This is a genomic window from Marinobacter piscis (assembly GCF_007671655.1).
GTDB classification, from domain to species: domain Bacteria; phylum Pseudomonadota; class Gammaproteobacteria; order Pseudomonadales; family Oleiphilaceae; genus Marinobacter; species Marinobacter piscensis.
This window is the reverse complement of sequence record NZ_VCGX01000002.1, coordinates 665,314-690,869: the sequence shown is the minus strand read 5'-3', so window position 1 is coordinate 690,869 and position 25,556 is coordinate 665,314. Positions and strand designations below refer to the sequence as shown.

Below are 25,556 nucleotides of genomic sequence, written 5' to 3'. Positions count from 1 at the left end.
ATCAGGGAGTAACCGGCGCGCCAAGCTCCGGCTTCCGGGTGCGATTTTGCGCGCCAGTACGGGTACCCAGACGCAGCGCGTTCATTACCACAATCAATGAACTGAGTGACATGCCTATGGCAGCAGCCCAGGGCGGGACCAGGCCAGCTGCGGCCAGTGGCAGGGCGCAGAGGTTATAGCCAAGTGCCCAGATCATATTCTGGCGGATGACCTTTCGTGTCTGGCGGCTGGTATCCAATGCGGCTGCCAGCTGCATGAGCTGACCATTGAGCAGTACTGCATCCGCCTTGAGCTGGGTCAGGTCCGCCGCTGTGCCCATGGCCACGGAAATGCCGGCTCCAGCCATGGAGGGCAGGTCGTTAAGGCCATCTCCCACCATCATCACCTGATGCCCTTCGGCTTTAAGCTTTTTCAGAACTTCCAGCTTTTGTTCTGGTGAGGCCTGGCCAATCGCTTCATCTATGCCAAGAAGCTCTGCAATTTCACGCACATGCCCCGAACGGTCGCCACTGAGCAGTAACGTGCGTATCCCAGCCTCCTGCAGAGTCTTAACCGCTTGTGCAGCATCCTCGCGGGGCTGATCATCAAGTCTGAAGCTCGCCAGCCACTCAGACTCTGAAGCCAGCCAGATTTCCATCCCGGAACGAGATTCCGACTCCGGCGCAGGCGCACTGACACGCTGTGCCACAAAATCCTGATGGCCGATAAAGAATGACTGGCCATCAAGTTCACCGGAAAGTCCGCCACCAAGGTGGTTCTGGACATCGTTGATTGCCACGGCTGGACGGTTATGGAACACCCGGGCAATAGGATGCTCAGAATGTTGCTCCAGTCCCGCTGCAAGCCGCAGACAGGTGTTTTTATCCCGGGTACCAGTCACCGTTGTTTCGATCAGACTCAGCTCCCCCCGGGTGAGCGTGCCGGTTTTATCAAAAATCACGGTGTCGATCGTGTTCATGGTTTCAAGGGCATGGCCCCGGGTGGGAAGAAACCCCAGCCGGCGCAGTTTAACCGTGGCCGAAGTGATTGCCGTGGGAGTCGCCAGTGACAGGGCACAAGGGCAGGTCACGACAAGCACTGAAAGGGTAATGTCAAAAGCGTTATCAGCGCCCGCAAGCCACCAGCCAAGCCAGACGACGGGGGCCAGGATAAGCACTCGGCCAACAAACTTGCCGGCTATACGATCCGCCATGCGTGCGACTGGCGGTTTTTCTGATTGCACGCGGTCCAGTATTCGCAAAATGCCGGACAAACGGGTCTGGGCGCCGGATTTTTCCACCTGAACGTCCAGCGGGTTTTCACCGTTCACACTTCCGGCATGGACCGTGTCTCCGGGCAACCGGGTTTCGGGCAGGTACTCCCCGGTAAGGGCTGACTCGTTAAGGGTAGACTGGCCCTGAAGAATCACGCCATCCACGGGCAGAGTTTCGCCTGGCCGGATGCGCACGACATCCCCCGGCTGCACCTGATGGGCCGGAATCACTTCCGTTTCCTCTCCGTTAACCCGGGTGGCGACCGTTGGATGAAAGCCGGCAAGAGCATTTCCGGTCAGCCCCGCCCGGTATCTGGCCTGCACCTCAATGTAGCGCCCGAGTAACAGGAAAAAAGTAAACATGGAGACGGATTCAAAATACACTTCTTCGCCGCCCATAACGGTTACCCAGGTACTGGCCAGGTAGGCAAGCCCGATGGCGATGGCAACCGGGACATCCATGGTCAGGTGCCGGGTTCGAATGTCCCGCAGGGCGTTCCGGAAAAAAGGTGCGGCACTGTAGAAAACCACGGGGGTGGCAACGAGCAGGCCAAACCAGCGGAAAAATGTAATAAACCAGGGGGAAAGGTCAGGACCCACCTCAAAGTAAAGTGGGAATGCCAGCATCATACTCTGAAACGTTCCGATACCGGCAACGGCCAGGCGAATCAGCATGGAGCGGTTTTCCGCTTTCAGCTGATCTTCAACGGCATCCGGCTGATAGGGGCGGGCAGTGTAGCCAAGTTCATGAATAGCGACCAGCAAATCACTGAGCGCAGCTTTATCCTGTGCCCAGGTAAGCCGGGCGCGCTGGGTTGTATGGTTCACTGAAAAAGACAGCACGCCCGGCTGTTTTTTCATATGGTTTTCCAGCAGCCAGATGCAGGCCGCACAGGTGATACCGCCAATCAGTATTTGCGCCTCCTGTCCGCCTTTAACGGGAGACACAAACGCCTGTTGTACCAGAGGGTGGTCCAGCTCCCTGAGACGGTCCAGCTCAGAGTCGGTGAGTTGCCTGGGTGTAACGGCGTTTTCCGTGCGCAGTTGATAAAATCCGGTCAGGCCTTCGCTGTGAATGGTTTCACATACAGCCTTGCAGCCCTGGCAGCAGAAAAAACGCTTGTGGCCATCAAGCTCAAGCGTGATCGGCGGCTCCCCATCCGCCGGTTCGCCGCAGTGGAAGCAATCCAGGGGGGTCACCCTTTTATGGAGCCTTTGGCGCTCAGGTGCAGGTTGTCTTCAATGGGTAACCAGGCTTCACCTTTGAGGCGCCAGCTGTTATCAGGGCCACGCAGTTCGTAATACCAACGCCCGTCAATGTCTTCATGCATAGTGCCAGTATAGTGTCCGTTACCATCGCTACGGAGCTGAATGGTGCGATCTTTCTGCGCCAGGGTCGGATGAAACAGGTTCAGAACCAGATAAGGAAAGGTTGCCGGATCCTGGCCTGTGCTGATATTCATCAGAATGCTGCGGTTTTCAAACGTTATGTCTGCGTTAAGGTTCATATCTGCAGCCGCCTGATCACGGGCTATCTCAAGGTTAATACCCCGGCCTTCCTTGGAGTAATCATCTGTGACCATTGTATCTTTCATGTTTGCAGCCACCACCAGCATGAACATGCTGAATGTGATGGCAGACAGGGGCGCTATCGTGAGAAACCAGAACCAGGGTTGCCGGTACCAGGGCGCTATGGCTATATCTTGACTCATAATACTCAGACTCGTCTGTTTACAGATAACCAACGGTGACCCGAAGGATCACTGCGTTGGACCTACAAATCGGCTTTCGGTTTCCAGCTTCAGTGAGGCATCCGTTTCAGACTGTGCGTGGAAAATAATCTCATTGTTCGATTGCGGTATCGCTTCCGGTGAAACATCCACCACGGTAGGCAGTGAGCGGTTTTCGCCACTGTCTATCGTGACCTGTGTGTCTGTCAGTATACGAATCCCGTCAAGCCCTTCTACAGACAGACTGAAGGTCTGGGGGATTTCCGTCATATTTGCGATTTTCAGGGTATAAGAGTTTTCAATGTTGCCCTGGCCGTTAAAGCTGAACAAGGCGCCGCGATCCCTCAGAGCATCCATCTGGCCCGGGACGCGCGTAGCGATCACAAATACGACCACGCCGATCATGGTGGCCAGGACCGCGCCATAGCCAAAGGTACGGGGCCGCAGCAGCTTGGAGGTTTTACCCTCCAGCTCATTTTCAGTCGTGTAACGAATCAGCCCTCGTGGGTAGTTCATTTTGTCCATGATTTCATCACAGGCATCAATGCACAGAGCACAGCCAATACATTCGTATTGCAGGCCATCGCGGATATCAATTCCGGTAGGGCATACCTGAACGCACTGGCCACAGTCAATGCAGTCACCCAGACCGACCTCTTCAGGCTTTACACTTTTTTTGCGGGCGCCGCGCGGCTCGCCGCGACTGGGGTCATAGGAAACAATACGGGTGTTCGGGTCGAACATTACCGACTGGAAGCGGGCGTATGGGCACATGTACAGGCAGACCTGCTCTCGCATCCAGCCAGCGTTCAGGTAGGTAGCGACAGTGAAAAATGCCACCCAGAAATAGGCCCAGCCGTTGGCCTGGAACGTGAAGATATCGACAATCAGTTCACGGATCGGATAGAAGTATCCGATGAATGTAAGGCCGGTGAGCAGAGAAATTATGAGCCAGATTGTGTGCTTGGCAGACTTTTTAAATACTTTTTGCGCAGAGTTGGGGGCCTTGTCGAGCTTCATGCGTTTGTTACGGTTGCCTTCGATCCGCTCTTCAACCCACATGAAAATGAAGGTCCACACGGTCTGTGGGCAGGTATAACCACACCAGACACGACCAAACAGCGTGGTAATAAAAAACAGGCCGAAAGCGGCAATGATCAGCATTCCCGATAACAGAATGAAGTCCTTGGGATAAAAAGTTGCACCGTAGAGATGGAACTCACGGGCAGGCAGGTCAAAGTGAATCAGGGGGGCGCCATCCAGCGTCAGCCAGACGAACAGAAAGTACATGCCCAGAAGGAATAACAGGCTGAACGTACGGATGCGCTGGAACAGGCCGGTTACTTCCTTGGCATAGATTTTCTTCCGGCTTGCGTAGAGCTCAATGGTGTCCGTCTTTGGCTTGCCGTCTGAAGGCTCCGAAGGGTCTACCTGTTTAACCGGGATTTCTTTACTCATGGGTACCTCCAGAAGGAGTCATAATGCGGGAGCTGAACCTGCTCAGACGGTTGCTGATCTTCTCAAGCCTGTGCCCGCAACGCAGACACAGGGTTGAGGAAACCATGCCGGGCAAGGCCCGGCATTCAACTTAATTGGACAGGCTATATACGTAGGCGGCCAGGATCTGTATCTGATCATCAGACATCCGCCCGCCCTGGGCGGGCATTTCGTTCTGGCGTCCGTTTTCAACGGTATCCCTGATCCATTTATACGTGGAGCCGTATAGCCAGATATCATCGGTAAGGTTTGGCGCGCCCATAGCTTCCATACCTTTACCTTCGGGGCCGTGGCAGGCAACACACGCCTGTGCAAATACGGCTTCACCGGCCTCTGCAGCAGCTGCATCTTTCTCGCGCCCGCTGAAGCTCAGTACGTAGTTTACCACTTGGTCAACCTGCTCGCTGCTCATGTTCGGCATCACCCCTTTTGCAGGCATGTTGCCCTGGCGACCATTGTGCAGGGTTTCCAGAATAGCATCCGGCGTACCGCCCCAGAGCCAGTCGTCGTCTGTCAGGTTGGGGAAGCCCACCTGACCGCGTCCTGCAGAACCATGGCATACAGCGCAGTTGTTGACGAACAGACGCTGCCCGATCTTCATTGCATCGTCGTTCTTGGCAAGTTCAACCACCGGTGTTTCGCCAAACTGGGCGTATATCTCACCGTACTTTTCGTCAGCGGCCGCAACTTCTGCTTCCCACTGATTGGTTGAAGTCCAGCCCAGCAGGCCTTTGTAGTTACCCAACCCTGGGTAGAGCGCCAGATAACCCAGCGCAAACACGCACGTAGCTACGTACAGGTAGAACCACCACTTGGGAAGGGGGTTGTCGTACTCTTCAATGCCATCAAAAGAATGGCCTGTTGTACGCTCTGTCTCTACGTCAGTTGTCTGGCTCTTACGGGTTGCATACAAAAGCCACCAGCAGCCGAAAACCACCACGAGCACGAGCGTACTGATCCAGATGCTCCAAAAGGTACTCATTGTTTTTTCTCCGTTTTTTCCTGTTCGAGAGTACGCTTTTCCACCTCGTCATCATCGAACGGCAGATGGGCTGCTTCTTCGTTTGCCTTTTTTCGGTGGGCACTGAAAGCCCACCAGATGATGCCGATAAAAACCGCCATCACTAAAAGGGTGTGAATACCGCGTAACTCGTTAATATCCATCAAATCACCGTTTGTCTGAAAGTACGGTACCCAGCTGCTGCAGATAGGCAACCAGGGCCTCTATTTCAAACTTGCCTTCTACCGCGTCAGGCGCACTGGCAATTTGCTCGTCCGTGTAGGGTACGCCCAGTGTCTGCATTGCAGACAGCTTGGCAGCCGTACCCTTGTGGTTTACCCGGTCTTCAAACAGCCATGGGAACGCAGGCATATTGGACTCGGGTACGACACTGCGCGGATCGTACAGATGCTGGCGCTGCCAGGCGTCTGAGTAACGGCCGCCAACACGGGCCAGATCCGGCCCGGTGCGCTTGGACCCCCACAGGAACGGGCGGTCGTAAACGAACTCACCCGCAACGGAGTAGTGGCCATAGCGCTCGGTTTCCGCACGGAATGGACGGATCTGCTGGGTATGGCAGACGTGACAGCCTTCACGGATATAGATGTCCCGTCCTTCCAGCTCCAGCGCGGTTAAGGGTTCAAGACCTTCGATAGGTTCATTCACCTCTTTGATAAAAAAGAGCGGAACAACCTCAGCGAGAAAGCCGCCACTTATGACCAGGGTGATAAACACAATCATCAGGCCGATATTCTTTTCAATTATATCGTGTCTCATTTGCTCTCTCTCCGTTACGCCGCCTGAACTGCCGCATTATCCTGGGCAATCGCTTCTTTCTGACGCACGGTCATGTAAACGTTATAGGCCATGAACAGCATACCGCTCAGGAACAGCACGCCACCCAGGAAGCGGACGAAATAGCCTGGGTAGGAGGCCTCAAGAGCTTCTACAAAGCTGTAAGTCAGGGTGCCGTCATCATTTACCGCACGCCACATCAGGCCTTGCATAATGCCGTTAACCCACATGGCCACGATGTACAGTACGGTGCCGACAGTGGCCAGCCAGAAGTGCACGTTGATCAGGCTGGTGCTGTACATTTCCTTGAGTCCCCAGAGTTTCGGGATCAGGTGATAGATTGCACCGATACTGATCATTGCAACCCAGCCCAGGGCACCCGAGTGCACGTGGCCCACGGTCCAGTCCGTGTTATGGGACAGAGCGTTAACTGTTTTAATGGACATCATCGGGCCTTCGAAGGTGGACATGCCGTAGAAAGACAGGGAAACCACCAGGAAGCGCAGGATGGGGTCGGTGCGCAGCTTATGCCAGGCTCCGGACAGAGTCATCATACCGTTGATCATACCGCCCCATGAAGGAGCAAGCAGGATCAGGGACATAATCATACTGGCGGTCTGAGCCCAGTCAGGCAGAGCAGAGTAGTGCAAATGGTGTCCGCCTGCCCATACGTATGTGGCGATCAGTGCCCAGAAATGAACAATAGACAGGCGATAGGAGTACACAGGACGGTCAGCCTGCTTCGGGACAAAGTAGTACATCATGCCCAGGAAGCCAGCGGTCAGGAAGAAGCCAACGGCGTTATGGCCATACCACCACTGCATCATTGCGTCTGTTACACCAGCGTATGCAGAGTAGGACTTGAACGCACTGACCGGCAACGCCATGTTGTTACCGATGTGGAGTGCGGCAATGGTTATAATGAACGCACCATAGAACCAGTTTGCCACGTAGATGTGTGGCGTGCTGCGCTTGGTAATAGTGCCAAAGAACACCAGGGCATAGGTGACCCAGACAATAGCGATAGCAATGTCGATAGGCCACTCAAGCTCAGCGTATTCCTTTGTGCTTGTAAAGCCCATTGGCAGAGTGATGGCTGCGGCAATGATGATTGCTGTCCAGCCCCAGAAAGTGAAAGCCGCAAGCTTGTCTGAAATAAGACGTGCCTGGCAAGTGCGCTGAACCACGTAGTAGGACGTGCCTAAAAGAGCACTACCACCAAAGCCAAAGATAACAGCGTTGGTATGTAACGGCCTCAGGCGACCGAAGTGAGTAAAGGGCAGGTCGAGGTTGAGGGATGGCCAGACCAGTTGTGCTGCAATCAACACGCCCAGCGCCATGCCTACAATACCCCATACCACTGTCATGATGGCGAATTGTCTCACCACCTTATAGTTATATGTCAGGTTCGGATTTTGTGTGCTCATAGCCTTACCAAAGGGTTTAAAGTGGGGAATTATGCGGGCGCAAGTATGGAGAAACCATTAGCTGTTTGCAATGACACGGATCAACTTATGATATCCATCAAGCGCGCGATGACCAGCGGCATGGCGGCCTTTACGGCATTCTGACCACGCCTTATTGTGATAAATCAGGAGCCGCTCTGGGACAGAACCGTTATCTTTTCGTCCTGGTCCATCATGGGGATCAGCTCTGTCATCAGGTCGCGGCGATTGGCAGAGTGATACCAGCGATCCCAGTCCGCTTCCGAGCGCCAGTTGGCCAGGGTAATCCGATGATTGGGGTCGTGGCGGTCTACCAGTGTTTCTCCGGAAATAAAACCGGGCGCTGCCACTGCCTGTTGCAGCACCTTTCGGGAGCGGGTTTCATAGGCAGCCTCGAGTGATTCTGCGATATGGCGTTCAATCAGAACCCGGATCATATAAGCCTCCAGTCTGTTTATAATGGTATAAACAGTAATTTAGCACGTATTCCGGAAAAAACAGATCAGACAAAGGAGAGAATGAGTGAGTGCGCCTGAATATGATTCCGAACTTGATGCCTGTGGCCTGTTCTGCCCCGAACCGGTGATGATGCTCCACAATCGCATCAACGATGTGGCGCCGGGAGAGGTGTTGCGAGTGGTAGCAACCGACCCGTCTACAACCCGTGATATCCCCAGGTTCTGCCAGTTTTTGGGGCATGAACTGGTCAGCCAGGAAGAGCAGGGCGATACATTCATCTATCTTATACGCCGGGGTAGCTAGAACCTTAAAGCTCCGGGGTGAGGCCACTTATGTGGTCGAGAAACTGGGTACGATTCATTTCACCAAGTACGCGCTGTTGTGCCAGTTCATTGCCATTGCTGTCGTAGAACAGGATTGCCGGTGGTCCGAACAGCCCCAGTTTATCCAGCAAAGCCTGTTGTTCGGGGGTGTTGTCGGTCATGTCAATCTGCAGCAGGATAAAAGGTTCGAGTGAGCGGATGACATCGGACTTGCTGAAGACATTGCGCTCCATGATTTTGCAGGAAATGCACCAGTCAGCGTAGAAGTCGAGCATGACAGGGCGTCCTTCCTGGCTTGCCTGTTGCAGTCTGGCTTCAATGCTGGAAGGCGATTCGGTTGTGTTAAAGCCGGCCTGACTGCCCGCCTGACCAGCTGGATCGACCGGGGCGCTGATACCAGAAGGTGCCTTGGCAACGAACGGGGCCAGGGGCGCAAGAGGGTCGTTTGCACCGGCAGTAGCTCCGGCGAGCAATGCCAGGCCGTAGGCAAAAAGGACAAGCCCCAGGCCTTTGAAAGTGCGCCCCCAGCCAGCCCTGGCCGCTTCGAACGCGCCGAGCTGTACGCCGGTGACGGTGATCAGGAGCCCCCAGAGTGACAGGCCCACCCAGCCCGGGACCAAACGCTCAATCAGCCAGATTGCCACGGCAAGCAGCATGACACCATAAAAGTGCTTAACCGTATTCATCCAGTGGCCGGTGGTTGGCAAAAGCTTGCGGCCACCAACGGCAACCAGAATCAGCGGAACCCCCATACCCAGCCCCAGGGCAAAGAGTGCAATGCCACCAATAGCAGCATTCTGTGTTGTCGAGATATACAGCAAACTGCCGGCCAAAGGTGCGGATACGCAGGGTGATACAATCAGGGCAGACAGTGCTCCGATACCGAAAATGCTGAGAATTCGGCCGCCGGTCAGGCGCTGACTGGCGTCATTTAATGAGTCGCGTATAAATCGTGGAAGCTGGATTTCAAACAGGCCGAACATCGACAGTGCAAACATTGCAAATAGCAGTGCAAAAATGCTCAGCACCCAGGGAGACTGCAGCTGCGCCTGCAGATTAAAGCTGGCACCGAGCAGGCCGGTTAAAACGCCGGCTGCGGCGTAAGTCAGCGCCATTCCCAATACATAACTGCCGGACAACAGGAGCGCATGTCGGGTTGTACGGGTATTCTGTCCCGAGACCAGTGATGAAATAATAGGGACCATGGGCAGGACACAAGGGGTAAAAGTCAGCCCCAGGCCAAGCAGAAAAAACAACCCTGCAATTACCAGTAAAGACTGTTCAGAGAGGAAGCCCGCCAGTCCGATGGCGGAGCTGGTATCAGTCCGGCTGAATGCGCTGTCTGCGGCCGGCGTCCCGGAGCTTGCGCCTGGTCCGTCTGCCGCCTGAGGCTGGTAATACAGTACTTCTTGTGTCTGGGGTGGATAGCAAAGACCGGCTTCTGCGCAACCCTGGTAGGTTACTTCGAAGCGGGCTTCGTTCACATTATCTGGCAAGGTGACGGGGACTCTGGCTTCCACCGGCTTGAAGAAAGCCGTGGTTTTTCCGAAAAACTCATCTTCGTTCTCCTGGCCTGGGCGGGAAAACTGCGGCTCGCTTGCCTGAACGCCTTCGTCCAGTACCTTGATACTGATACGGTCCCGGTAAAGGTAATGATCGGGAGCGATATCCCAGGACAGCACAAGCGCGTCTGCATCCGTGGTGTGAGTAAAAGGGAGAGCCTCATCCACCGGCAGAAACTGGTTATTCTGACCCCCGAACAGCGAGTTGTTGCTGCCAAATGCCCAGGACGTGCTGGCCGCTGAAAACAACACGGCAAGAATAAAAAGAAGGCTGGTCGGACATGTTAAACGACGCATGTAACTGGGCCTGATAGCTGGAGCGGTCATGGAGAGTGCAGTTTTCCGTTAAAGTCGTGTCTGAAGGGCAGCGGGTTAAGCAGGCATCCGCAGTTACGCCCGGTATGCTCACGGTGCCTCTGGACACAAAGGCCGCGGAAAAGTTCCCTCTGGCATTGAGCGCGTTAAAGACGCACAATATCCTTCCAATGAAGCACAGTCCAAACGATCTTATCATGTTGTTTAATGACCTGTTTCGGGAAACGTTCCGGACAGTTCTGGTCAGAGGTGGCGAAGAGCCCGAATATCTGCCCGCTGACAGCCACAATGAACTCGCGCGCATCGTCTTTGCCCATGGCTTCTATGCCAGCGCATTGCATGAGGTAAGTCATTGGTGCATTGCGGGCAAGCACAGGCGTACACTCCACGATTATGGTTACTGGTACTGTCCTGATGGCCGAACGGCAGAGCAGCAGAAGATTTTCGAACAGGTGGAAGTCAAGCCCCAGGCTATTGAGTGGCTATTATCTGTAGCTGCCGGTTCGCGCTTCCATATCAGTGTGGACAACCTGTCAGGTGCAGGTGCCTGTGATCAGCAGGGCTTTGCTTACCGAGTGCTGCAGCAGGCAGAAGCTTACCTGGCCAACGGGCTTCCTGAACGAGCACAGGCCTTTTTTGATACGCTGACATCGTTTTATGGAACCAGCGATAGCTTCAGTAAAACCTGGCGTGAGGATGTCAGGCGAGTGGTTCCTTTACACTTTGCAAAAGAACACTACGAGGCAAACTGAGACTCCATGACATCTGACTCAAAACACACGGGTGACTTGAGGTTCGCTGACCTGAATCTCGACAAACGCCTTCTGGACGCCATCGCTGCTATTGGCTTTGAATATTGCACGCCCATTCAGGCGGAAACCCTGCCCTGGACGCTGGCATGCGAAGACCTGATCGGACAGGCACAGACAGGTACCGGAAAAACAGCCGCGTTTCTGATTACCGCCATCCAGAGCCTTCTGGAAACGCCTGTCCCCAAAGAAGACCGCTTTGCTTCCGAGCCTCGCGTGCTGGCACTGGCTCCGACCCGCGAGCTGGCCATGCAGATCGCAAAGGATGCTGAACAGCTGTGCAAGCACACCGGGCATAATGTGGTGACTGTTGTGGGTGGCATGCACTATGACAAGCAGCGTGAACAGTTGCACAACGAAATTGTCGACATTCTGGTTGCCACACCTGGCCGCCTGATTGATTTTCTCGGATCCCAGGATGTTTTCCTGGACCAGCTGGACATCCTGATTCTCGATGAAGCCGACCGTATGCTGGATATGGGCTTTATTCCGGATGTAAAGCGTATTATCCGCAAATGCACACCCAAGGATGATCGTCAGACGCTGCTCTTCAGTGCCACCTTCAATCAGGATGTTCTCAGCCTTGCATCCATGTGGACCCGTAACGCTGAATTTGTTGAGATCGAGCCGGAACAGAAAACGGCTGAGCGCGTTGAGCAGACTGTTTACCTGGTTGGCGACGATGAAAAACTGCCGGTACTGGTGAACTATCTGAAACGCCCGGAAGTTGAAAAAGCACTGGTGTTTGCCAATCGCCGGGACCAGTGTCGGGACCTTGAGGAGGATCTGCGTAACCAGGGTGTCAGGGTTGCACTGATGTCCGGCGAGATCGCTCAGAACAAGCGCCTGAAAACCCTTGAACAGTTCAAGAAAGGGAATATTCAGGTGTTGGTGGCCACAGACGTTGCCGGGCGCGGTATTCATGTGGACGGCGTTACCCACGTATTCAATTACAACCTGCCGGACAGTGCTGAAGACTATGTGCACCGGATCGGACGAACGGGCCGGGCCGGCAAAACCGGCGTTTCTGTGAGTTTTGCCGGTGAAGACGACTCTTTCGGTCTGCCCGCCATTGAGTCCTACATTGACCAGAAGCTTAAAACAGAAGTACCCGACGAGGCTCTGATGGCTGAACTGGATAATCCGCCCATTACCCGTAAGCGTGGCCGTCGCCCGGCTCAGGGGCAGGGCGGTCGCGGGCCGGGTAATCGTGGCTCTCGCCCCAGGCGGAACTGACAGATCGATCGGGGGTTAGCATGCTGATTGTCGCAGATGAGAATATTCCGCTGCTGGAAGCGTTTTTCGGCGACATGGGCCAGATCCGGCGTGTGTCCGGGCGTACCATGAGTGCGGCGGATGTCCGCGATGCAGATGTACTTCTCGTGCGCTCGGTGACCCGGGTCGATAAAGCTTTACTTGAAGGTAGTCGTGTACGTTTTGTGGGTACCGCGACGATAGGGACGGATCACGTTGATCTGGCGTGGCTTGAGCAAAACGGAATCCGGTTTTCCGCTGCGCCAGGCTGTAACGCCAACAGTGTTGCAGAATACGTACTGGCAGTACTGTCCCTGTATGCCGAGCTGCAGGTCATGGATGACTGGACGCAACTCAGCGTGGGAATCGTGGGTGCCGGCAATGTAGGGTCTGAGCTGGCAGAAAAGCTGCTTCGCCTGGGCTTTACTGTCAAACTGTGTGATCCGCCCCGGGCCATGCAGGAACCCGATCGTGAGCACGCCTTCACAAGCCTCGAAGACGCACTGACGTGCGATGTTGTTACGTTGCACACTCCGCTGACCCGCAATACGGCTCACCCCACTTACCATATGGTGGACACCCCCGAGCTTGCGGGGCTGACACCCGATCAGCTTCTGATTAATGCCGGGCGTGGTGGCGTCATCAGTAACAGTGCACTGAGTGAACGACTGAAGCAGCCGGATGCGCCGCTGGTGGCGCTTGATGTCTGGGAGCAGGAGCCGCAGATCAGTGCAGAACTCCTGTCTCAGGTATGGCTCGCGACACCTCACATTGCCGGGTACAGTTTTGAAGGTAAAGTCCGGGGAACCGAGATGGTCTATCAGGCGGTCTGCCAGTTTCTGGGACTGCCTGTCCGCAAGAAAGCCGGTCAGTTCCTGCCACAGCCGGCCCTCAGCAAGGCTGTGTTTACCAGTGCCGCTGACGAACAAACCGCAGTATGGGCAGCGCTGCGCGTCTGTTATGATCCGCGCTCAGACGATGCACGTTTGCGTAAGGTGATGAGGCTGGCCCGCTCCGGGGAGGAGCAGGGCGTTGCGTTCGATCGCCTGCGTCGGGATTACCCTGTGCGCCGGGAGTGCTCCAGTCTCAAGGTCGAGCTCAAGGGGAGCAGTCGGTCCCTGCAAGACAGTTTTCGCGCGGCAGGATTCAGGCTTCACGCGTGAACAGAGTCGCCCGGACAGCCTCCCGGATTCGCCGGGAGTGCCGGCTTCTCAGTGCACTGCGCATGATGTGAATATGACTGGAGAGGTCTTCCTGAACAGAGGGCGGCAAGCTTGTATCTGAGGGGCTGTCCTGTCCGCTGAGCTGCTGCACAAGATGGTCCGGCGCAGGCGAACTCAAGCGGGAAAACGCCTCCCTGGTGAGGACCGCCTGATCAAAAGCCTCTTGCCGGATCGTATCAACATAGCGCATAAAACCTTCTTCCTCCAGCCACAGCAGTGCGCCAAAGCAGGCCATATGCCGTCTGCTGTGCAGCCCGAACTCGTCTGGTTCGTCCGGCCCTGCAATGTCTTCCACGAACAGGGTTGCCCGCCTGGGAAATGCATTATACAGCTGAGTGAGGGCAATGGCTGAGTCTTTGTAGAACTCTTCAATGTGGATGTCGGCCATAAAAGGACCCTTACTGTCTGTAAGTTGACAGGAAGTTGCCCAGTCTGCCCATAGCATCTTCCAGTGTTTCCTTTCGTGGCAGAAAGACGACCCGAAGGTGCTGTTTGTCACTGACATTGAAGGCAGAGCCCTGCACCAGGAGAATTTTCTCTTGCAGCAGCAGATCAAGAACCAGCTTTTCATCGTTCACAATAGGGTGAACCTTCGGATCCAGTCGCGGAAACAGGTATAAGGCACCCTGAGGCTTTACACAACTGACGCCGGGGATGTCATTCAGCATACGCCAGGCAATTTCCCGCTGCTCGTAAAGGCGCCCCTCAGGCATGACCAGATCGCTGATTGACTGGTAGCCGCCCAGTGCCGTTTGTATGGCCAGCTGTGCAGGAACGTTGGCGCACAGGCGCATGTTCGACAGCATGTCGATGCCTTCAATCAGGTCCGTGGCCCGGTGTTTGGCACCGCTGATGATCATCCAGCCTGAACGGTAGCCAGCGGCGCGATAGTTTTTGGAAAGTCCATTAAAAGTAAAAAACAGCACGTCATCAGCAAGAGACGCCGTAGGTATATGCTGGGTGCCGTCGTACAGGATTTTGTCGTAGATTTCGTCAGAAAGCACAATCAGGTTGTGCTTGCGTGCAAGCTCAATGACCTGCTCCAGCAGTTCCTTGCTGTAAACGGCACCTGTCGGGTTGTTCGGGTTGATCAGGACAATAGCACGGGTGCGGTTGGTGATTTTTTTCCGGATATCATCAATATCGGGATACCAGTTTTGCTCTTCATCGCAATGGTAGTGCACCGGCTTTCCGCTCGAAAGGGTCACGGCGGCAGTCCAGAGAGGATAGTCTGGTGCGGGGATCAGCACTTCGTCGCCTGTGTTGAGCATGGCCTGCATCGACATGACGATCAGTTCGCTGACACCATTGCCCAGGTAAATATCGTCAATGTCAACCCTTTCGATGCCCCTTTGCTGGCAGTAATGCATAACCGCCTTACGGGCGGAAAAAAGGCCTTTGGACTCAACGTAGCCCTGGGCCTGATGCATGTTGTAAATCACATCCTGCTGAATTTCCTCGGGAACGTTCAGCTCAAACGTTGCTGGGTTGCCAATGTTAAGCTTCAGTATGCGGTGGCCTTCTTCTTCAAGTCGACGCGCCTCACGCATCACCACCCCACGTATTTCATAACACACGTTATCCAGCTTCCCGGATTTGTAGTAGTTTTGCATAAGACGCAGATTTCCTCAGTCAGTAAACATATAACAAGCAAGCGACTATTCTAGCGGAGGCAGGGCTAACGGCAACAGGGGAATTGTGATCAATTATGGAGTAAGGCCCGGAATTGTTTCAGAGTTTGCCCAGCGATGCCGGGTATAAGCCGGATTTCTTTCACTCGACGGGAGCATTATGCACAATACAAGCAAGAAGCTGAGCACGATTCTGCAAGTCAGCAGCCATTCAAGGTTTATGCTAAGGAGAAGCCTGTGACGACACAGACGGTTTATGAGTTCACTGCCCGGGACATCAATGGAAATGAGCAGGCGATGTCTGATTACCGGGGGAATGTACTGCTGATTGTTAATACGGCAAGCAAATGTGGGTTCACACCACAGTTTGCGGGATTGCAATCGTTGTATGAGGCGTTTGGAGATCAGGGACTGACCGTGCTCGGGTTCCCGTGCAACCAGTTTATGAACCAGGACCCGGCTGATGAAGATACCATTAGCCAGTTCTGTCGACTGAATTACGGTGTGGATTTCCCCATGTTTTCCAAGATAGACGTTAATGGGGAAGCGGCTCATCCACTTTTCGAATTTCTTAAAGCTGAAGCAAAAGGAGTATTAGGCTCAGAGAAGATCAAATGGAATTTCACCAAGTTTCTGATAGGTCGTGATGGGCAGGTTGTCCGTCGTTATCCGCCTACTGTTAAGCCTGAGCAGATAAAAGAAGACATAAAAAAACTGTTGTAGGGGGTGTCCTGTCAGGAGCGAGTAGGGCGAATGGAGCCCCAGCGTGTAATCATGTCTCTTAGCTGGTGACGTTTGTATGGTTTGGTGATGTAGTCGTTCATGCCGCTGGCAAAGCAGTCATCCTTATCCCCCTGCATCACATTTGCAGTCACGGCAATGATTGGCAGGCTCTGCCAGTCCGGGTTCTGGCGAATTCTGCGGGTCGTTTCGTAGCCATCCATAACCGGCATCTGGCAGTCCATCAGTATCAGGTCGTACTGAGTCTGTGCAAGTGCTTCAAGCGCTAGCTGCCCGTTTGCAGCAACGTCAGGGTGATGTCCCATTTTTTTCAGAAGGGAGCTTGCGACCATCTGGTTTACTTTATTGTCCTCAACCAGCAATACCCGCAGTGACTTTGCAGCAGAGGGGGTGGCCGGGTCAGCAGGCCCCGAGTGCGCTTCATCTGTGTCAGCATCCGTTTGCTGAAAGACAGGCAGGGGCAGTGTAACGGTAAAGCGGGTTCCTTCCTGTTCTTTTGAGTCTACGGTGATTTGACCGTGCATGCGCTCGACCAGCTGGCGACACAGAGCCAGACCCAGTCCGGTGCCACCGTACAGGCGGGTAGTCTGCGTATCAGCCTGAGCGAAAGGAGCGAAAAGCCGCCGGATGCCTTCCTGGCTCATCCCTATCCCTGTGTCGGTTACGGTGAGAGTTACAGAATCTGCAGAGTAGGTCGCTGCAACCTCAACCCCGCCTGTCTCAGTGAACTTTATCGCGTTGCTTAGCAGGTTGTTCAGAATTTGCCGGATCCGGGTCGGATCACCCAGAAGCTGGTCCGGGAAGTCCGGGGTTATGTCTGTTGTCAGCTCAATATCTTTAATGCGCGCCTGCTCGCTATGCAAAGTGGTGCATTCTTCAATAATGCGCGGTAGCCCGAAAGGAATATTCTCAAGGTAAAGCTTGCCTGCCTCAACCTTGGAAATGTCCAGAATGTCGTTGAGAATGCCGAGAAGACTTTCACCGGCAGACAAGGCAATTTCAAGGCGGTGGCGCTTGCCGGGATCCTGCTCATTATCCAGTGCCAGTCCCAGCATGCCCAGAAGTCCATTCAGAGGCGTGCGAATCTCGTGACTCATGCTGGCCAGGAAACTGGCCCTGGCCCTGGCCCTGCGCATGGCGTCTTCTTTGGCTTTTACTAATGCGCGGTTACTTTGCTGTAACGCGCTGTTCTTGTCAGATATTTCCTGGGTTCGGCTTAAAACTTCGTGCTCCAGTTCAATAGAGTAATTCTTGATATTGCTTTCTGCGCTGCGCAGCTTGGCCAGGGTTGAGTCTATGGTTTCCAGGTGTTGGTTGATGATCCCTACCATCGTTCCGATTTCATCCTGTTGATGGCCCCGGGGTACAGGCAGCCGGATTTTTTCCGGCGAACTCGCCCTGACTTCACTCAGTGCATTGATAACACTGAGCATCGGGCGGGTAAGGACTACGTAGAAAATACCAAGAAGTGATACAGAAAGAATCAGGCTTTTAAACAGACCGCTGACCACCGTGTAGCCGGAGCGTTTGAGGAACTGGAGGCCGTAATGGTAGGTGTCAATCGTTACAACCAGCCGCCCAAAGGTAAGATTGTTGAGCTGCTCGACGCGTAATTCCCGGCTAAAGACCTGGCGGCTCCCGAATAACCGGTCACTTATCCAACGGTAGGGAGATTCGGAGGCGCGTTTGCTGGCAGCCGCCATGACCTCGTCTTCATTTTCAACAATTCTGGCATCAATGGTCGCCGGATGCCGGAGAAGGCCGTCCAGCAATTCACCGGCAAGGCGCACATCAATGCTGTACGCAATCTGTGCAGCAGGGTTGTGACTGATCTCCATAAGCGCCTCTATATCTGCACTCATGGCTTTGCTGGCACTAAAGTAATCCAGCGTGATCTGGACAATATTCAGGGCAAGTCCCAGAACCATGGCAATCAGCACAGTATTGCGGCTAAGCTTGTAGGAGAGCCGGTTCCTGAAGCCTTTTAGCACGGGTGTCACGTTCCCTGTTTATGGTGGGCGCAGTTCATTTCTTAGTCGTCATAGTCTGGTTTTTTCTTCCAGTCATCCTCGTGAAAAAACCTGTCCCATTGTTTGTCGAGCTCGGAGTCCGGCTCTGCCGACCCTGTGCTTTCCCCTTTTTCATTCACGGCTTCCAGTTCAGCAATGCGCTTGCGAAATGCTTTGACAGCTCGGGTGGCCAGCGGGTTGTCCCGGGATTTCCCCATCTCGGTGCTGGCCATATGATACGCGTGGATTGCCTGGCGTATCTGGTTCTTGCGGATATGCTCCCGAGCCTGAAAGACATGCAGGTCGGCGTGGGTTTTATGCACTAAAAACAGAATGTATTGTTGTTTTTCCCGGGAGGTTTCTCCGTCGATACGACCGCTTTTATGCATACTTGTAATGAGCTTGAACAGGCTTTCCAGCAATTCTTTTATATAGCGGGACTTTTCAGGCGTATCAATTGCTACCGGCGTCGTCGTGTCCTGTTCGTCCTGTATACGTGCTTTTTCCTGTGTTGCAGCCTCACGCCACTTCTCTACAGGCAGTCCCGTGCTAAGCGCCGCAAGGTTGTCGCAGGCGGCTTCCATCTCATTGAGCAGCAACAGCTTTAGCTCAGGCGTAAGATACTGCGCGGGTAACTCGGTGAGCAGCCGCTCACATCGCTTGTATCTGTCCTCCAGTGCCGTGATTTTACGAGCTCGCTCAATGCGGGCTTTTTCCCGTAACTGACTCGCCACAATAATAATAATCGAGACGGCTACCACGGCAGCCAAAGCGAGTATGAGAGTAATGCTGTTCATTTTTGTAAGGATACTCCGGCTTTCTGGCAGGCCAGGCCTGTTACAAAACGATGGTCCGACATGCCGGCATATACGGCTAAGACAAGAAGGTTAGCAGAAACATGGCCTTGAATCCGTCGCCAAATGTAAAAGCTTGTCTTGGTATTAGCTTGGTGAATTGTTGTTGGTTTGGGTATAATGCATGTGAATGCCGGGTTTGCTTCTTGAAGTCTGCCCGACGAGTCGTTTAACTGTGTATCGGAGCTTTTAATGGATATTTCCCGCATCGACCTGAATCTTCTTGTGTCTCTGGATGTGTTGCTCCGGGAGCGCAATGTTACCAAAGCTGCAACCCATGTAGGTATTACCCAGCCCGCGATGAGCAACAGTTTGCGGCGACTGAGAGAGTTGTTTGGCGACCCGTTGCTGGTGCGTACCAGTGAGGGTATGACAGCAACCGAGCGTGCTCAGGAGTTACAGCCTCTGGTCAGGAGTATACTTGCAGATATTGAGCAGGCGGTGCAGGAGAAAACACCATTTTCAGCCCTGGAGAGTCAGCGGGTGTTTCGCATAATGGCCAGTGACTATGCCGAGTCGTGCCTTATGCCCAGGGTGTTGCGTCGTATCCGGCAGGAAGCGCCCCACGTAACGCTGGATGTGCTGACCCCAAGTGATGTCAGTTTTCTGGATGTGGAGCAGGGGCGCCTGGATATGGCCATTAACCGCTTCGATACCCTTCCGCAGTCGTTTCATCAGAGAACCCTGTGGACAGAGCATTTTGCCTGTCTGATGAATGCCCGCAACCCGATACTGGAGAAGCCATTTACGCTGGATACCTATCTGGATGCAAGTCACATCTGGGTAAGCAAAACCGGCTTCGGTGTGGGCGTGGGAGTTAACCCGAAAGATGTGCAACGCCTGGGTTGGGTAGATGAAGCCGTCTCGCGTCTGGGGCGTAAGCGCCGCATTTCTGTATTCACTCGCCATTACCAGTCGGCCATGCTGCTTGCGGAGCAGCACGACCTTATAGCGACGTTACCGTCAAAGGCGGCCTGGCTGCAAAAAGACAATGCCAACCTTGTTGTGAAAGTACCACCTTTTGAAATTCCGCCGTTCGAACTGAAAATGGCCTGGAGCCCACTACTGCAGCACAACTCGGATCACCAGTGGCTTCGCAGGCTGATTACCGATGTTGCCGAAGAAGTGGATGAGGAGTTCGCCCCCTTCGGAGCCCGCTTCGAGTCCGGGGACATACCGGATGTTGGCTCTTTATAGACGTAACTCACGCAGTTCAAGGGAGTTGCGTCCTGCATCCCACATACGCTGGTAGGTGTCCGACAATAATCTTACCCGGCCGCTGCCGGCAAACTCCGCAAACCCTGAAGGTCGGGTAAAGTCATGCCTGCACAGAACGCCTTCCCGGTCTGCGAGCATGAAGGGCCGGTCATCGTGGGGGTAGTCACGGTTAACGAGCTTCAGTTTGACGTGACTGGGTAGCCTTCGCATCAGCTCAACAAGCTGGTGCCTGCGTTTTACCAAGGGCTTGTCATCATGGATAAGCAGGCGGACGTCGCTGAGATGGTGGCCCCGGGCGAGTTCGGAGATAAGGTCCCGTAACCTGTTTCGATCGTAAAGGTCAGGATCCAGCAGCTTGTCATACAGCCACAACCGCCGTCTGGCCTGGCCGACTATGGAGTCCATCAGCCCCAGCATGCTGGATTCATCATCGAACAGCCAGGGCTGTGTATCTGTACCCAGTAGCATGGGGTGATGCCTGATGGAAACTGCCTGATCACTCAGAAGTGCGGGCGCAAGACAACGCATGTCCAGGTGGGGGATACCGGCGTCCTGGTACGGTTCTGAACAGATGTGAAAACCGGCCCGCTGGTAGAAGGCTATCGCGTGTTTCTGGGCTGATAGCTTCAGTTCCTGGTAGTGCTCCGACGATTCCCTGATCAAATGTTTCAGCAGGGCTTCACCCATGCCCTGGCCGCGGAACCCGGGAAGAATGGCCATGCGGCCGATATGACCGGTTTCATCAGACGTGGAGAACAGGCGAGCCACACCCACCGGTGTATCATCGGGCAGCACAGCGAGAAAATGATCGGCAATCTCATCGGTGGCGTCCCATTCCAGTTCCGGCGGTACGTTTTGTTCTTCAACAAACACCTTGTGCCGGATGTCCCGGATCTGAGGTGGCGCAAATTGCCAGCTGTATTTTTGAATCCGGATAGTCATGACGTTACTCGAAGTAAACCGAGCCCTGATTATAGAGGTTTGTCAGCAGACCAAGCAGTGCAGGGTCTCCGGTAAACAGAGCAAGTGCGTTCATGTCAATACGGGCACCCGCACACAGGACAGGGGCAAGCGGGCGGGCATCGCCTTTGAGTAAGAACTGCTCGCCATCTGCAAACAGGGCCGTTTCATTTTCGTTTTCATGGTAGGCAAAGCGGGAACCTTCGTTCCAGCGCAGTTGTGCGCCCGAGCGAACGGCATCGGCAAATTCGTCTTCCGAGGCTGGCTCATCCGCAGGAACCACAATCTCGAGGCTTTTGGGAGCAGTGGCATACTGACCGAACCACAACGACAGCTGGCGCTTGTCGCTGAGTTTGTCCATAAGAATTGAGTGTAGCCGTTCAATAACGTCCGGCGCTATGGCGCCCGGGTTGTCCTGCACCTGAAGGTCCGGATCGTTCAGATGGCTGGCAGCATCTGACTGACTGCAAAGGAAATCGGTAAACCCTGTGAGAACATCGTCGATGGTGGGAGCACGGAAGCCAACCGAAAGGGTAATGCAGTCATCTTCCGCGACGCCATGGTGACCAATTCCCGGAGGCAGGTACAGCATATCTCCCGGCTCCAGGGTGACGGTTTCATCGCCTTCCCAGTCACTGAGTATACGCAGGGGAGTGCCTTCTACCCGCGGCGAGCTTTCGTCGCAGTGGCCGCCGAATGCCCAGCGACGATGCCCCTGGGCCTGCAGCAGGAATACGTCATACTGGTCGTAATGGGGGCCTACGCTGCCGCCTTTTGGGGCATAGCTTGCCATGATGTCGTCAAGGCGCCAGTTGGGCACGAAACGAAAGTGCTCCAGGAGATCGGCAACCTCGGGAACCCAGTGATCAAGCCCTTGTACCAGCAGCGTCCAGTCCTGTTGGGGCAACTCACTGAAACGTTCTTCGGAAAAAGGACCGTTATGAAGCTGCCATGGGTTACCGTGATCGTTTTCAATAACAATGCGGGACTCTACGGCTTCTTCACAAGCCAGCCCGGCCAGTTCGTTGGCATCGACCGGGCACTGGAAGCCGGGAAATGCCTGGCGAATAACCAGTGGCTTTTTCTGCCAGTAGTCCCGCAGGAATTCTGAAGGCGAGAGGCCGCCAAGCATGTCCATGGTTGTGTTTCCTTTATTCAGATGTTGCGGGCCTGATCCACGGCGTTCCCGGTGTAGTTGCTTGGCGTCAGTGCCATCAGCTCAGCCTTGGCACTGTCGGGAATCTCAAGATTCTCCACAAAGTTTCTGATCACCTCAGGTGTCATGGCTTTGCCGCGGGTCAGAGTCTTCAGTTTTTCGTAGGGCTTTTCGATGTTGTACCGGCGCATGATGGTCTGGATGGGCTCGGCCAGCACTTCCCACGCATGGTCAAGATCTTCATCCAGGCGCGCCGGGTTGATTTCCAGTTTGCCAAGTCCCTTCAGGGTTGCCTCATAGGCAATAAGGCTGTGGGCAAAGCCAACACCCAAGTTCCGCAGCACAGTCGAGTCTGTCAGGTCACGTTGCCAACGGGAAATTGGCAGCTTGGCTGACAGATGGCCAAGGATCGCATTGGCAATGCCGAGGTTGCCTTCCGAGTTTTCAAAGTCGATCGGGTTAACCTTGTGGGGCATGGTAGAGGAGCCTACCTCGCCTTCAATGGTCTTTTGCTTGAAATAACCCAATGAAATATAACCCCAGATGTCCCGGTCAAGATCCGTCACGATTGTATTGAAGCGGGCAACCGCGTCGTACAGTTCCGCGATATAGTCGTGGGGCTCAATCTGTGTTGTGTACGGATTGAAGTTGAGGCCGAGGCTTTCAATAAAGGCTTTGGCGTTGGCAGCCCAGTCCACCGCCGGGTAGGCTGAAATGTGAGCGTTGTAGTTGCCAACGGCGCCGTTGATCTTACCCAGAATTTCAATGCCCTGTACTTGTTGTATCTGCCGCTGCAGGCGGTACACAACGTTAGCCAGCTCCTTGCCTACGGTGGTGGGAGACGCAGTTTGACCATGGGTGCGGGACAGCATGGGTTGTTCGGCATGTTCTTTGGCCAGGGTCTTCAGCTTGTCGGTAAGACGGTTCATGGCGGGAAGAAGGCCATTGTCCAGACCTTCACGGAGCATCAGTGCATGTGACAGGTTGTTGATGTCTTCCGAGGTACAGGCAAAGTGAACAAACTCGGTGACCGCATGCAGCTCCGGAACACTGGCAATTTTTTCCTTGATAAAGTACTCAACCGCTTTGACATCGTGATTGGTGGTGCGCTCAATGTCTTTGATGCGCTCAGCGTCAGCCAGGCTGAATTCGCTCACCATGGTGTCAAGGAACGCGTTTGCGTCGGCACTGAATGCTGGAACTTCTTTTATGCCCGGGTGATCCGCCAGCTGTTGCAGCCACCGGATTTCGACCGTCACGCGGTTCCTGATCAGGCCATATTCACTGAAAATGCCACGAAAAACGCTGACTTTGTTGCCATAGCGTCCATCGACCGGGGAAATGGCGGTCAGGGCGTTGAGTTCCATCGAAAACCTCACAAATGATCAAAGAGACGGTTGGGAAAAACAGGGACATAATACACCAGCTTTGCCGGCGACATCAGGGGTCTCAGGTCAGTTATCAAAAGACGTGTTGGCTTTATCGGCGAGCTCCCGGGCATACCTGACCACTTTACGGCGTGAAAGTATCAGCTGCCAGCGCCGGCCGCCGGTTTGTCTCCAGAGCACTGCAGACCGGATGCCCGCCAGAAGAAGAGCTCGCACTTTAGCGGCATTCTCGTCCCGCTGAAGCAAGCTCGGATTGCCGCTTACCTGAATACGCAGGCGAAAGGTGCTGATGGTATCCGTATAAATGGAGGCGAGATTACTGATCAGGTTTGCATGTGTGTAGCCAAAGTGGCTCGCAGTATGCCTTGCCTGATCAATGCGGCTGCCAATGACTTGCAGCATATCTCCGTGGCGGTTGAGCCGTGACTCCAGGTGAATCAGGTTCAGTACGTAGCGCAACACTTCAATGTCCTGCTGTTTGTTCTGCTCGCTCAGAACGGAAGACAGGGTAATCAGGCCCTCGCGCAGATCGGTCAGCTCACCGCCATACACATCCAGCGTCGTGGCCGGGTCGGTGGCAAACAAAGAGCGCAGGCTGGTTTCCATGCTGGTTTCATTGCAGTGCCCGTTGTTCGCGATTTGCTGCACCAGGTCAGCAGCCTGGAAGACGCCGGCCAGTGCCAGGGTCTGATCATGCAGGGACCGGCTCATGATACTTTGTCCGCAGCGTCCACGCAGTGCAGGATGCGCTCTGGCAGAGCTTCACCATCGCGCCAGGTTTGTGTGATGACGGCGCCTCCAAGGCAGACGTCACCGTCATAAAACACAACGGATTGCCCCGGGGTTACTGCTCTTTGAGCATCATCGAACACAACTTTTACGCCGCCTTCAATAACCGTAACCTCGCAATCCTGATCTGGCTGGCGGTACCGGGTTTTGGCTTTACAGCGGAAACTGTGTGCCGGAGGTTCTCCCGAAACCCAGTCTACCGGGTCGGACAACAAACCGCGGGAAAACAGCAGTGGGTTCTGTTTTCCCTGCACGGCAGTGAGGACATTACGTTCCAGATCCTTACCTGCAACGTACCAGGGGTCGTCTGCGAATTCGCTGAGTCCGCCAATGCCCAAACCCTGGCGTTGTCCGATGGTGTGGTACATCAGCCCCTGGTGGCGACCAATCTTCGTGCCGTCGGGTGTCTCGATATCACCCGGCTGCGCAGGCAGGTACTGCTTCAGAAAATCACTGAACTTCCGCTCTCCGATAAAGCAGATGCCGGTAGAATCTTTTTTATCGTGAGTCACAAAGCCCTGTTCTTCGGCGATGCGGCGTACGTCCGGCTTTGCCAGTTCGCCTACCGGAAACAGGGTGCGTGCCAGGCGTTCACCAGAAACCGCGTGGAGGAAATAGCTCTGGTCTTTGTTGGCATCCAGCCCCTTCAGTAAAAGAGCTTTGTCGGAGCCATTGGCAGCCGGGCGCTGCCGGGTATAATGGCCGGTGGCAATATAATCAGCACCCAGGGTGATTGCATAATCGAGAAATGCCCGGAATTTGACTTCCTTGTTGCACAGTATGTCCGGGTTGGGAGTGCGGCCAGCCTGGTATTCTGAAAGAAAATGCTCGAATACCCGGTCCCAGTACTCGGCAGCGAAGCTTGCGGTATGCAGCTTTATGCCGATTGCATCCGCAACAGCCTGGGCGTCTTCGAGGTCTGTCATGGCGGTGCAGTATTCGGTACCGTCATCTTCATCCCAGTTCTTCATAAACAGGCCTTCTACCTGATACCCCTGGTCTTTAAGCAGCCAGGCTGCGACCGACGAGTCGACACCGCCGGACATGCCAACAATGACGTGAGTATTTCTGGGGGAGTGAGCTTCGGGCAACGTATTGGTCATGGTAACTCTGGGCACCGGTGAAAAAGGCGTGAGTATACCATTT

Annotated in this window: 24 protein-coding genes; 6 read left to right on the top strand and 18 right to left on the bottom strand. The window is 54.4% G+C overall.

Features of this window, described 5'->3' with window-relative positions; all coding sequences use genetic code 11:
* Window position 1 precedes the first annotated feature (1 nt).
* The 8 genes from FFI95_RS08885 to FFI95_RS08850 all read right to left on the bottom strand — a co-directional run bounded on the left by FFI95_RS08885 (window position 2) and on the right by FFI95_RS08850 (window position 8,156).
* Window positions 2-2,452, bottom strand: a complete 2,451-nt coding sequence (locus tag FFI95_RS08885; RefSeq protein WP_144822059.1) for a heavy metal translocating P-type ATPase — start codon at window positions 2,450-2,452, stop codon at window positions 2-4.
* Window positions 2,449-2,964 (bottom strand): FixH family protein, encoded by a 516-nt coding sequence (locus FFI95_RS08880; protein WP_144822058.1) that lies wholly within the window; start codon window positions 2,962-2,964, stop codon window positions 2,449-2,451. Before FFI95_RS08880 ends, FFI95_RS08885 begins: the two co-directional genes overlap by 4 nt.
* 48 nt (window positions 2,965-3,012) lie before the next feature.
* The gene (gene ccoG, locus FFI95_RS08875; protein ID WP_144822057.1) at window positions 3,013-4,440 is read right to left on the bottom strand and encodes a cytochrome c oxidase accessory protein CcoG; all 1,428 of its coding nucleotides are present in this window, start codon (window positions 4,438-4,440) and stop codon (window positions 3,013-3,015) included.
* Between the two features lie 130 nt (window positions 4,441-4,570).
* The gene (gene ccoP, locus FFI95_RS08870) at window positions 4,571-5,461 is read right to left on the bottom strand and encodes a cytochrome-c oxidase, cbb3-type subunit III (RefSeq protein WP_144822056.1); all 891 of its coding nucleotides are present in this window, start codon (window positions 5,459-5,461) and stop codon (window positions 4,571-4,573) included.
* A complete protein-coding gene (locus tag FFI95_RS08865) occupies window positions 5,458-5,643 on the bottom strand; it encodes a cbb3-type cytochrome oxidase subunit 3 (RefSeq protein WP_144822055.1) in 186 nt (61 codons plus the stop codon). The genes ccoP and FFI95_RS08865 overlap by 4 nt, the downstream gene beginning before the upstream one ends.
* Before the next feature lie 4 nt (window positions 5,644-5,647).
* A complete protein-coding gene (ccoO, locus tag FFI95_RS08860) occupies window positions 5,648-6,256 on the bottom strand; it encodes a cytochrome-c oxidase, cbb3-type subunit II (protein WP_144822054.1) in 609 nt (202 codons plus the stop codon).
* A gap of 14 nt (window positions 6,257-6,270) precedes the next feature.
* The gene (ccoN, locus tag FFI95_RS08855) at window positions 6,271-7,701 is read right to left on the bottom strand and encodes a cytochrome-c oxidase, cbb3-type subunit I (protein ID WP_144822053.1); all 1,431 of its coding nucleotides are present in this window, start codon (window positions 7,699-7,701) and stop codon (window positions 6,271-6,273) included.
* Window positions 7,702-7,865: 164 nt separating this feature from the next.
* Complete coding sequence (locus tag FFI95_RS08850) at window positions 7,866-8,156, bottom strand: antibiotic biosynthesis monooxygenase family protein (protein WP_144822052.1); 291 nt, start codon at window positions 8,154-8,156, stop codon at window positions 7,866-7,868.
* Window positions 8,157-8,241: 85 nt separating this feature from the next.
* Here FFI95_RS08850 and tusA point away from each other — a divergent pair, with 85 nt between their 5' ends.
* Complete coding sequence (tusA, locus tag FFI95_RS08845; protein ID WP_144822051.1) at window positions 8,242-8,481, top strand: sulfurtransferase TusA; 240 nt, start codon at window positions 8,242-8,244, stop codon at window positions 8,479-8,481.
* Between the two features lie 4 nt (window positions 8,482-8,485).
* Here tusA and dsbD read toward each other — a convergent pair whose 3' ends face one another.
* Window positions 8,486-10,360: a protein-disulfide reductase DsbD gene (gene dsbD / locus FFI95_RS08840; protein ID WP_246069461.1), complete on the bottom strand. Its 1,875-nt coding sequence runs from the start codon at window positions 10,358-10,360 to the stop codon at window positions 8,486-8,488.
* A 35-nt stretch (window positions 10,361-10,395) separates the two neighbouring features.
* Between dsbD and FFI95_RS08835 the strand changes: the two genes are divergently transcribed.
* The 3 genes from FFI95_RS08835 to pdxB are packed head-to-tail and all read left to right on the top strand — an operon-like array spanning window position 10,396 to window position 13,604.
* Complete coding sequence (locus tag FFI95_RS08835) at window positions 10,396-11,130, top strand: elongation factor P hydroxylase (protein WP_342778845.1); 735 nt, start codon at window positions 10,396-10,398, stop codon at window positions 11,128-11,130.
* Window positions 11,131-11,136: 6 nt separating this feature from the next.
* Window positions 11,137-12,423 (top strand): DEAD/DEAH box helicase, encoded by a 1,287-nt coding sequence (locus FFI95_RS08830; protein ID WP_144822049.1) that lies wholly within the window; start codon window positions 11,137-11,139, stop codon window positions 12,421-12,423.
* A gap of 20 nt (window positions 12,424-12,443) precedes the next feature.
* A complete protein-coding gene (gene pdxB, locus FFI95_RS08825) occupies window positions 12,444-13,604 on the top strand; it encodes a 4-phosphoerythronate dehydrogenase PdxB (protein WP_144822048.1) in 1,161 nt (386 codons plus the stop codon).
* On the opposite strand, the gene FFI95_RS08820 is transcribed toward pdxB, so the two are convergent.
* A complete protein-coding gene (locus FFI95_RS08820; RefSeq protein WP_144822047.1) occupies window positions 13,588-14,052 on the bottom strand; it encodes a hypothetical protein in 465 nt (154 codons plus the stop codon). The two genes, pdxB and FFI95_RS08820, sit on opposite strands and share 17 nt — an antisense overlap.
* 10 nt (window positions 14,053-14,062) lie before the next feature.
* A complete protein-coding gene (locus tag FFI95_RS08815) occupies window positions 14,063-15,277 on the bottom strand; it encodes a pyridoxal phosphate-dependent aminotransferase (protein ID WP_144822046.1) in 1,215 nt (404 codons plus the stop codon).
* A 255-nt stretch (window positions 15,278-15,532) separates the two neighbouring features.
* Between FFI95_RS08815 and FFI95_RS08810 the strand changes: the two genes are divergently transcribed.
* The gene (locus tag FFI95_RS08810; RefSeq protein ID WP_281288522.1) at window positions 15,533-16,018 is read left to right on the top strand and encodes a glutathione peroxidase; all 486 of its coding nucleotides are present in this window, start codon (window positions 15,533-15,535) and stop codon (window positions 16,016-16,018) included.
* A gap of 11 nt (window positions 16,019-16,029) precedes the next feature.
* Here FFI95_RS08810 and FFI95_RS08805 read toward each other — a convergent pair whose 3' ends face one another.
* Window positions 16,030-18,027, bottom strand: coding sequence for an ATP-binding protein (locus FFI95_RS08805; protein WP_246069460.1), 1,998 nt, complete (start codon window positions 18,025-18,027; stop codon window positions 16,030-16,032).
* Between the two features lie 41 nt (window positions 18,028-18,068).
* The gene (locus FFI95_RS08800) at window positions 18,069-18,842 is read right to left on the bottom strand and encodes a hypothetical protein (protein WP_144822044.1); all 774 of its coding nucleotides are present in this window, start codon (window positions 18,840-18,842) and stop codon (window positions 18,069-18,071) included.
* A gap of 249 nt (window positions 18,843-19,091) precedes the next feature.
* On the opposite strand from FFI95_RS08800, the gene FFI95_RS08795 reads away from it, so the two are divergent.
* Window positions 19,092-20,096 (top strand): LysR family transcriptional regulator, encoded by a 1,005-nt coding sequence (locus FFI95_RS08795; protein ID WP_144822043.1) that lies wholly within the window; start codon window positions 19,092-19,094, stop codon window positions 20,094-20,096.
* Here the strand turns inward: FFI95_RS08795 and FFI95_RS08790 are convergent.
* The 5 genes from FFI95_RS08790 to mnmA form a co-directional block, all read right to left on the bottom strand.
* Window positions 20,091-21,059 (bottom strand): GNAT family N-acetyltransferase, encoded by a 969-nt coding sequence (locus FFI95_RS08790; protein ID WP_144822042.1) that lies wholly within the window; start codon window positions 21,057-21,059, stop codon window positions 20,091-20,093. The two genes, FFI95_RS08795 and FFI95_RS08790, sit on opposite strands and share 6 nt — an antisense overlap.
* A 4-nt stretch (window positions 21,060-21,063) precedes the next feature.
* Complete coding sequence (locus FFI95_RS08785) at window positions 21,064-22,215, bottom strand: ribosomal protein uL16 3-hydroxylase (protein ID WP_144822041.1); 1,152 nt, start codon at window positions 22,213-22,215, stop codon at window positions 21,064-21,066.
* Between the two features lie 17 nt (window positions 22,216-22,232).
* Window positions 22,233-23,600: an adenylosuccinate lyase gene (gene purB, locus FFI95_RS08780; protein WP_144822040.1), complete on the bottom strand. Its 1,368-nt coding sequence runs from the start codon at window positions 23,598-23,600 to the stop codon at window positions 22,233-22,235.
* Between the two features lie 87 nt (window positions 23,601-23,687).
* Window positions 23,688-24,332, bottom strand: a complete 645-nt coding sequence (gene hflD, locus FFI95_RS08775) for a high frequency lysogenization protein HflD (protein ID WP_144822039.1) — start codon at window positions 24,330-24,332, stop codon at window positions 23,688-23,690.
* Window positions 24,329-25,513: a tRNA 2-thiouridine(34) synthase MnmA gene (gene mnmA, locus FFI95_RS08770; RefSeq protein WP_144822038.1), complete on the bottom strand. Its 1,185-nt coding sequence runs from the start codon at window positions 25,511-25,513 to the stop codon at window positions 24,329-24,331. The genes hflD and mnmA overlap by 4 nt, the downstream gene beginning before the upstream one ends.
* Between the last annotated feature and the right edge of the window lie 43 nt (window positions 25,514-25,556).

Coding starts and splice junctions, on each gene's coding strand:
- FFI95_RS08880 (WP_144822058.1), bottom strand. CDS start 2,964: ATGAGTCAAGATATAGCCATAGCGCCCTGGTACCGGCAACCCTGGTTC.
- ccoG (WP_144822057.1), bottom strand. CDS start 4,440: ATGAGTAAAGAAATCCCGGTTAAACAGGTAGACCCTTCGGAGCCTTCA.
- ccoP (WP_144822056.1), bottom strand. CDS start 5,461: ATGAGTACCTTTTGGAGCATCTGGATCAGTACGCTCGTGCTCGTGGTG.
- FFI95_RS08865 (WP_144822055.1), bottom strand. CDS start 5,643: ATGGATATTAACGAGTTACGCGGTATTCACACCCTTTTAGTGATGGCG.
- ccoO (WP_144822054.1), bottom strand. CDS start 6,256: ATGAGACACGATATAATTGAAAAGAATATCGGCCTGATGATTGTGTTT.
- ccoN (WP_144822053.1), bottom strand. CDS start 7,701: ATGAGCACACAAAATCCGAACCTGACATATAACTATAAGGTGGTGAGA.
- FFI95_RS08850 (WP_144822052.1), bottom strand. CDS start 8,156: ATGATCCGGGTTCTGATTGAACGCCATATCGCAGAATCACTCGAGGCT.
- dsbD (WP_246069461.1), bottom strand. CDS start 10,360: ATGCGTCGTTTAACATGTCCGACCAGCCTTCTTTTTATTCTTGCCGTG.
- FFI95_RS08830 (WP_144822049.1), top strand. CDS start 11,137: ATGACATCTGACTCAAAACACACGGGTGACTTGAGGTTCGCTGACCTG.
- pdxB (WP_144822048.1), top strand. CDS start 12,444: ATGCTGATTGTCGCAGATGAGAATATTCCGCTGCTGGAAGCGTTTTTC.
- FFI95_RS08820 (WP_144822047.1), bottom strand. CDS start 14,052: ATGGCCGACATCCACATTGAAGAGTTCTACAAAGACTCAGCCATTGCC.
- FFI95_RS08815 (WP_144822046.1), bottom strand. CDS start 15,277: ATGCAAAACTACTACAAATCCGGGAAGCTGGATAACGTGTGTTATGAA.
- FFI95_RS08800 (WP_144822044.1), bottom strand. CDS start 18,842: ATGAACAGCATTACTCTCATACTCGCTTTGGCTGCCGTGGTAGCCGTC.
- FFI95_RS08795 (WP_144822043.1), top strand. CDS start 19,092: ATGGATATTTCCCGCATCGACCTGAATCTTCTTGTGTCTCTGGATGTG.
- FFI95_RS08790 (WP_144822042.1), bottom strand. CDS start 21,059: ATGACTATCCGGATTCAAAAATACAGCTGGCAATTTGCGCCACCTCAG.
- FFI95_RS08785 (WP_144822041.1), bottom strand. CDS start 22,215: ATGGACATGCTTGGCGGCCTCTCGCCTTCAGAATTCCTGCGGGACTAC.
- purB (WP_144822040.1), bottom strand. CDS start 23,600: ATGGAACTCAACGCCCTGACCGCCATTTCCCCGGTCGATGGACGCTAT.
- hflD (WP_144822039.1), bottom strand. CDS start 24,332: ATGAGCCGGTCCCTGCATGATCAGACCCTGGCACTGGCCGGCGTCTTC.
- mnmA (WP_144822038.1), bottom strand. CDS start 25,513: ATGACCAATACGTTGCCCGAAGCTCACTCCCCCAGAAATACTCACGTC.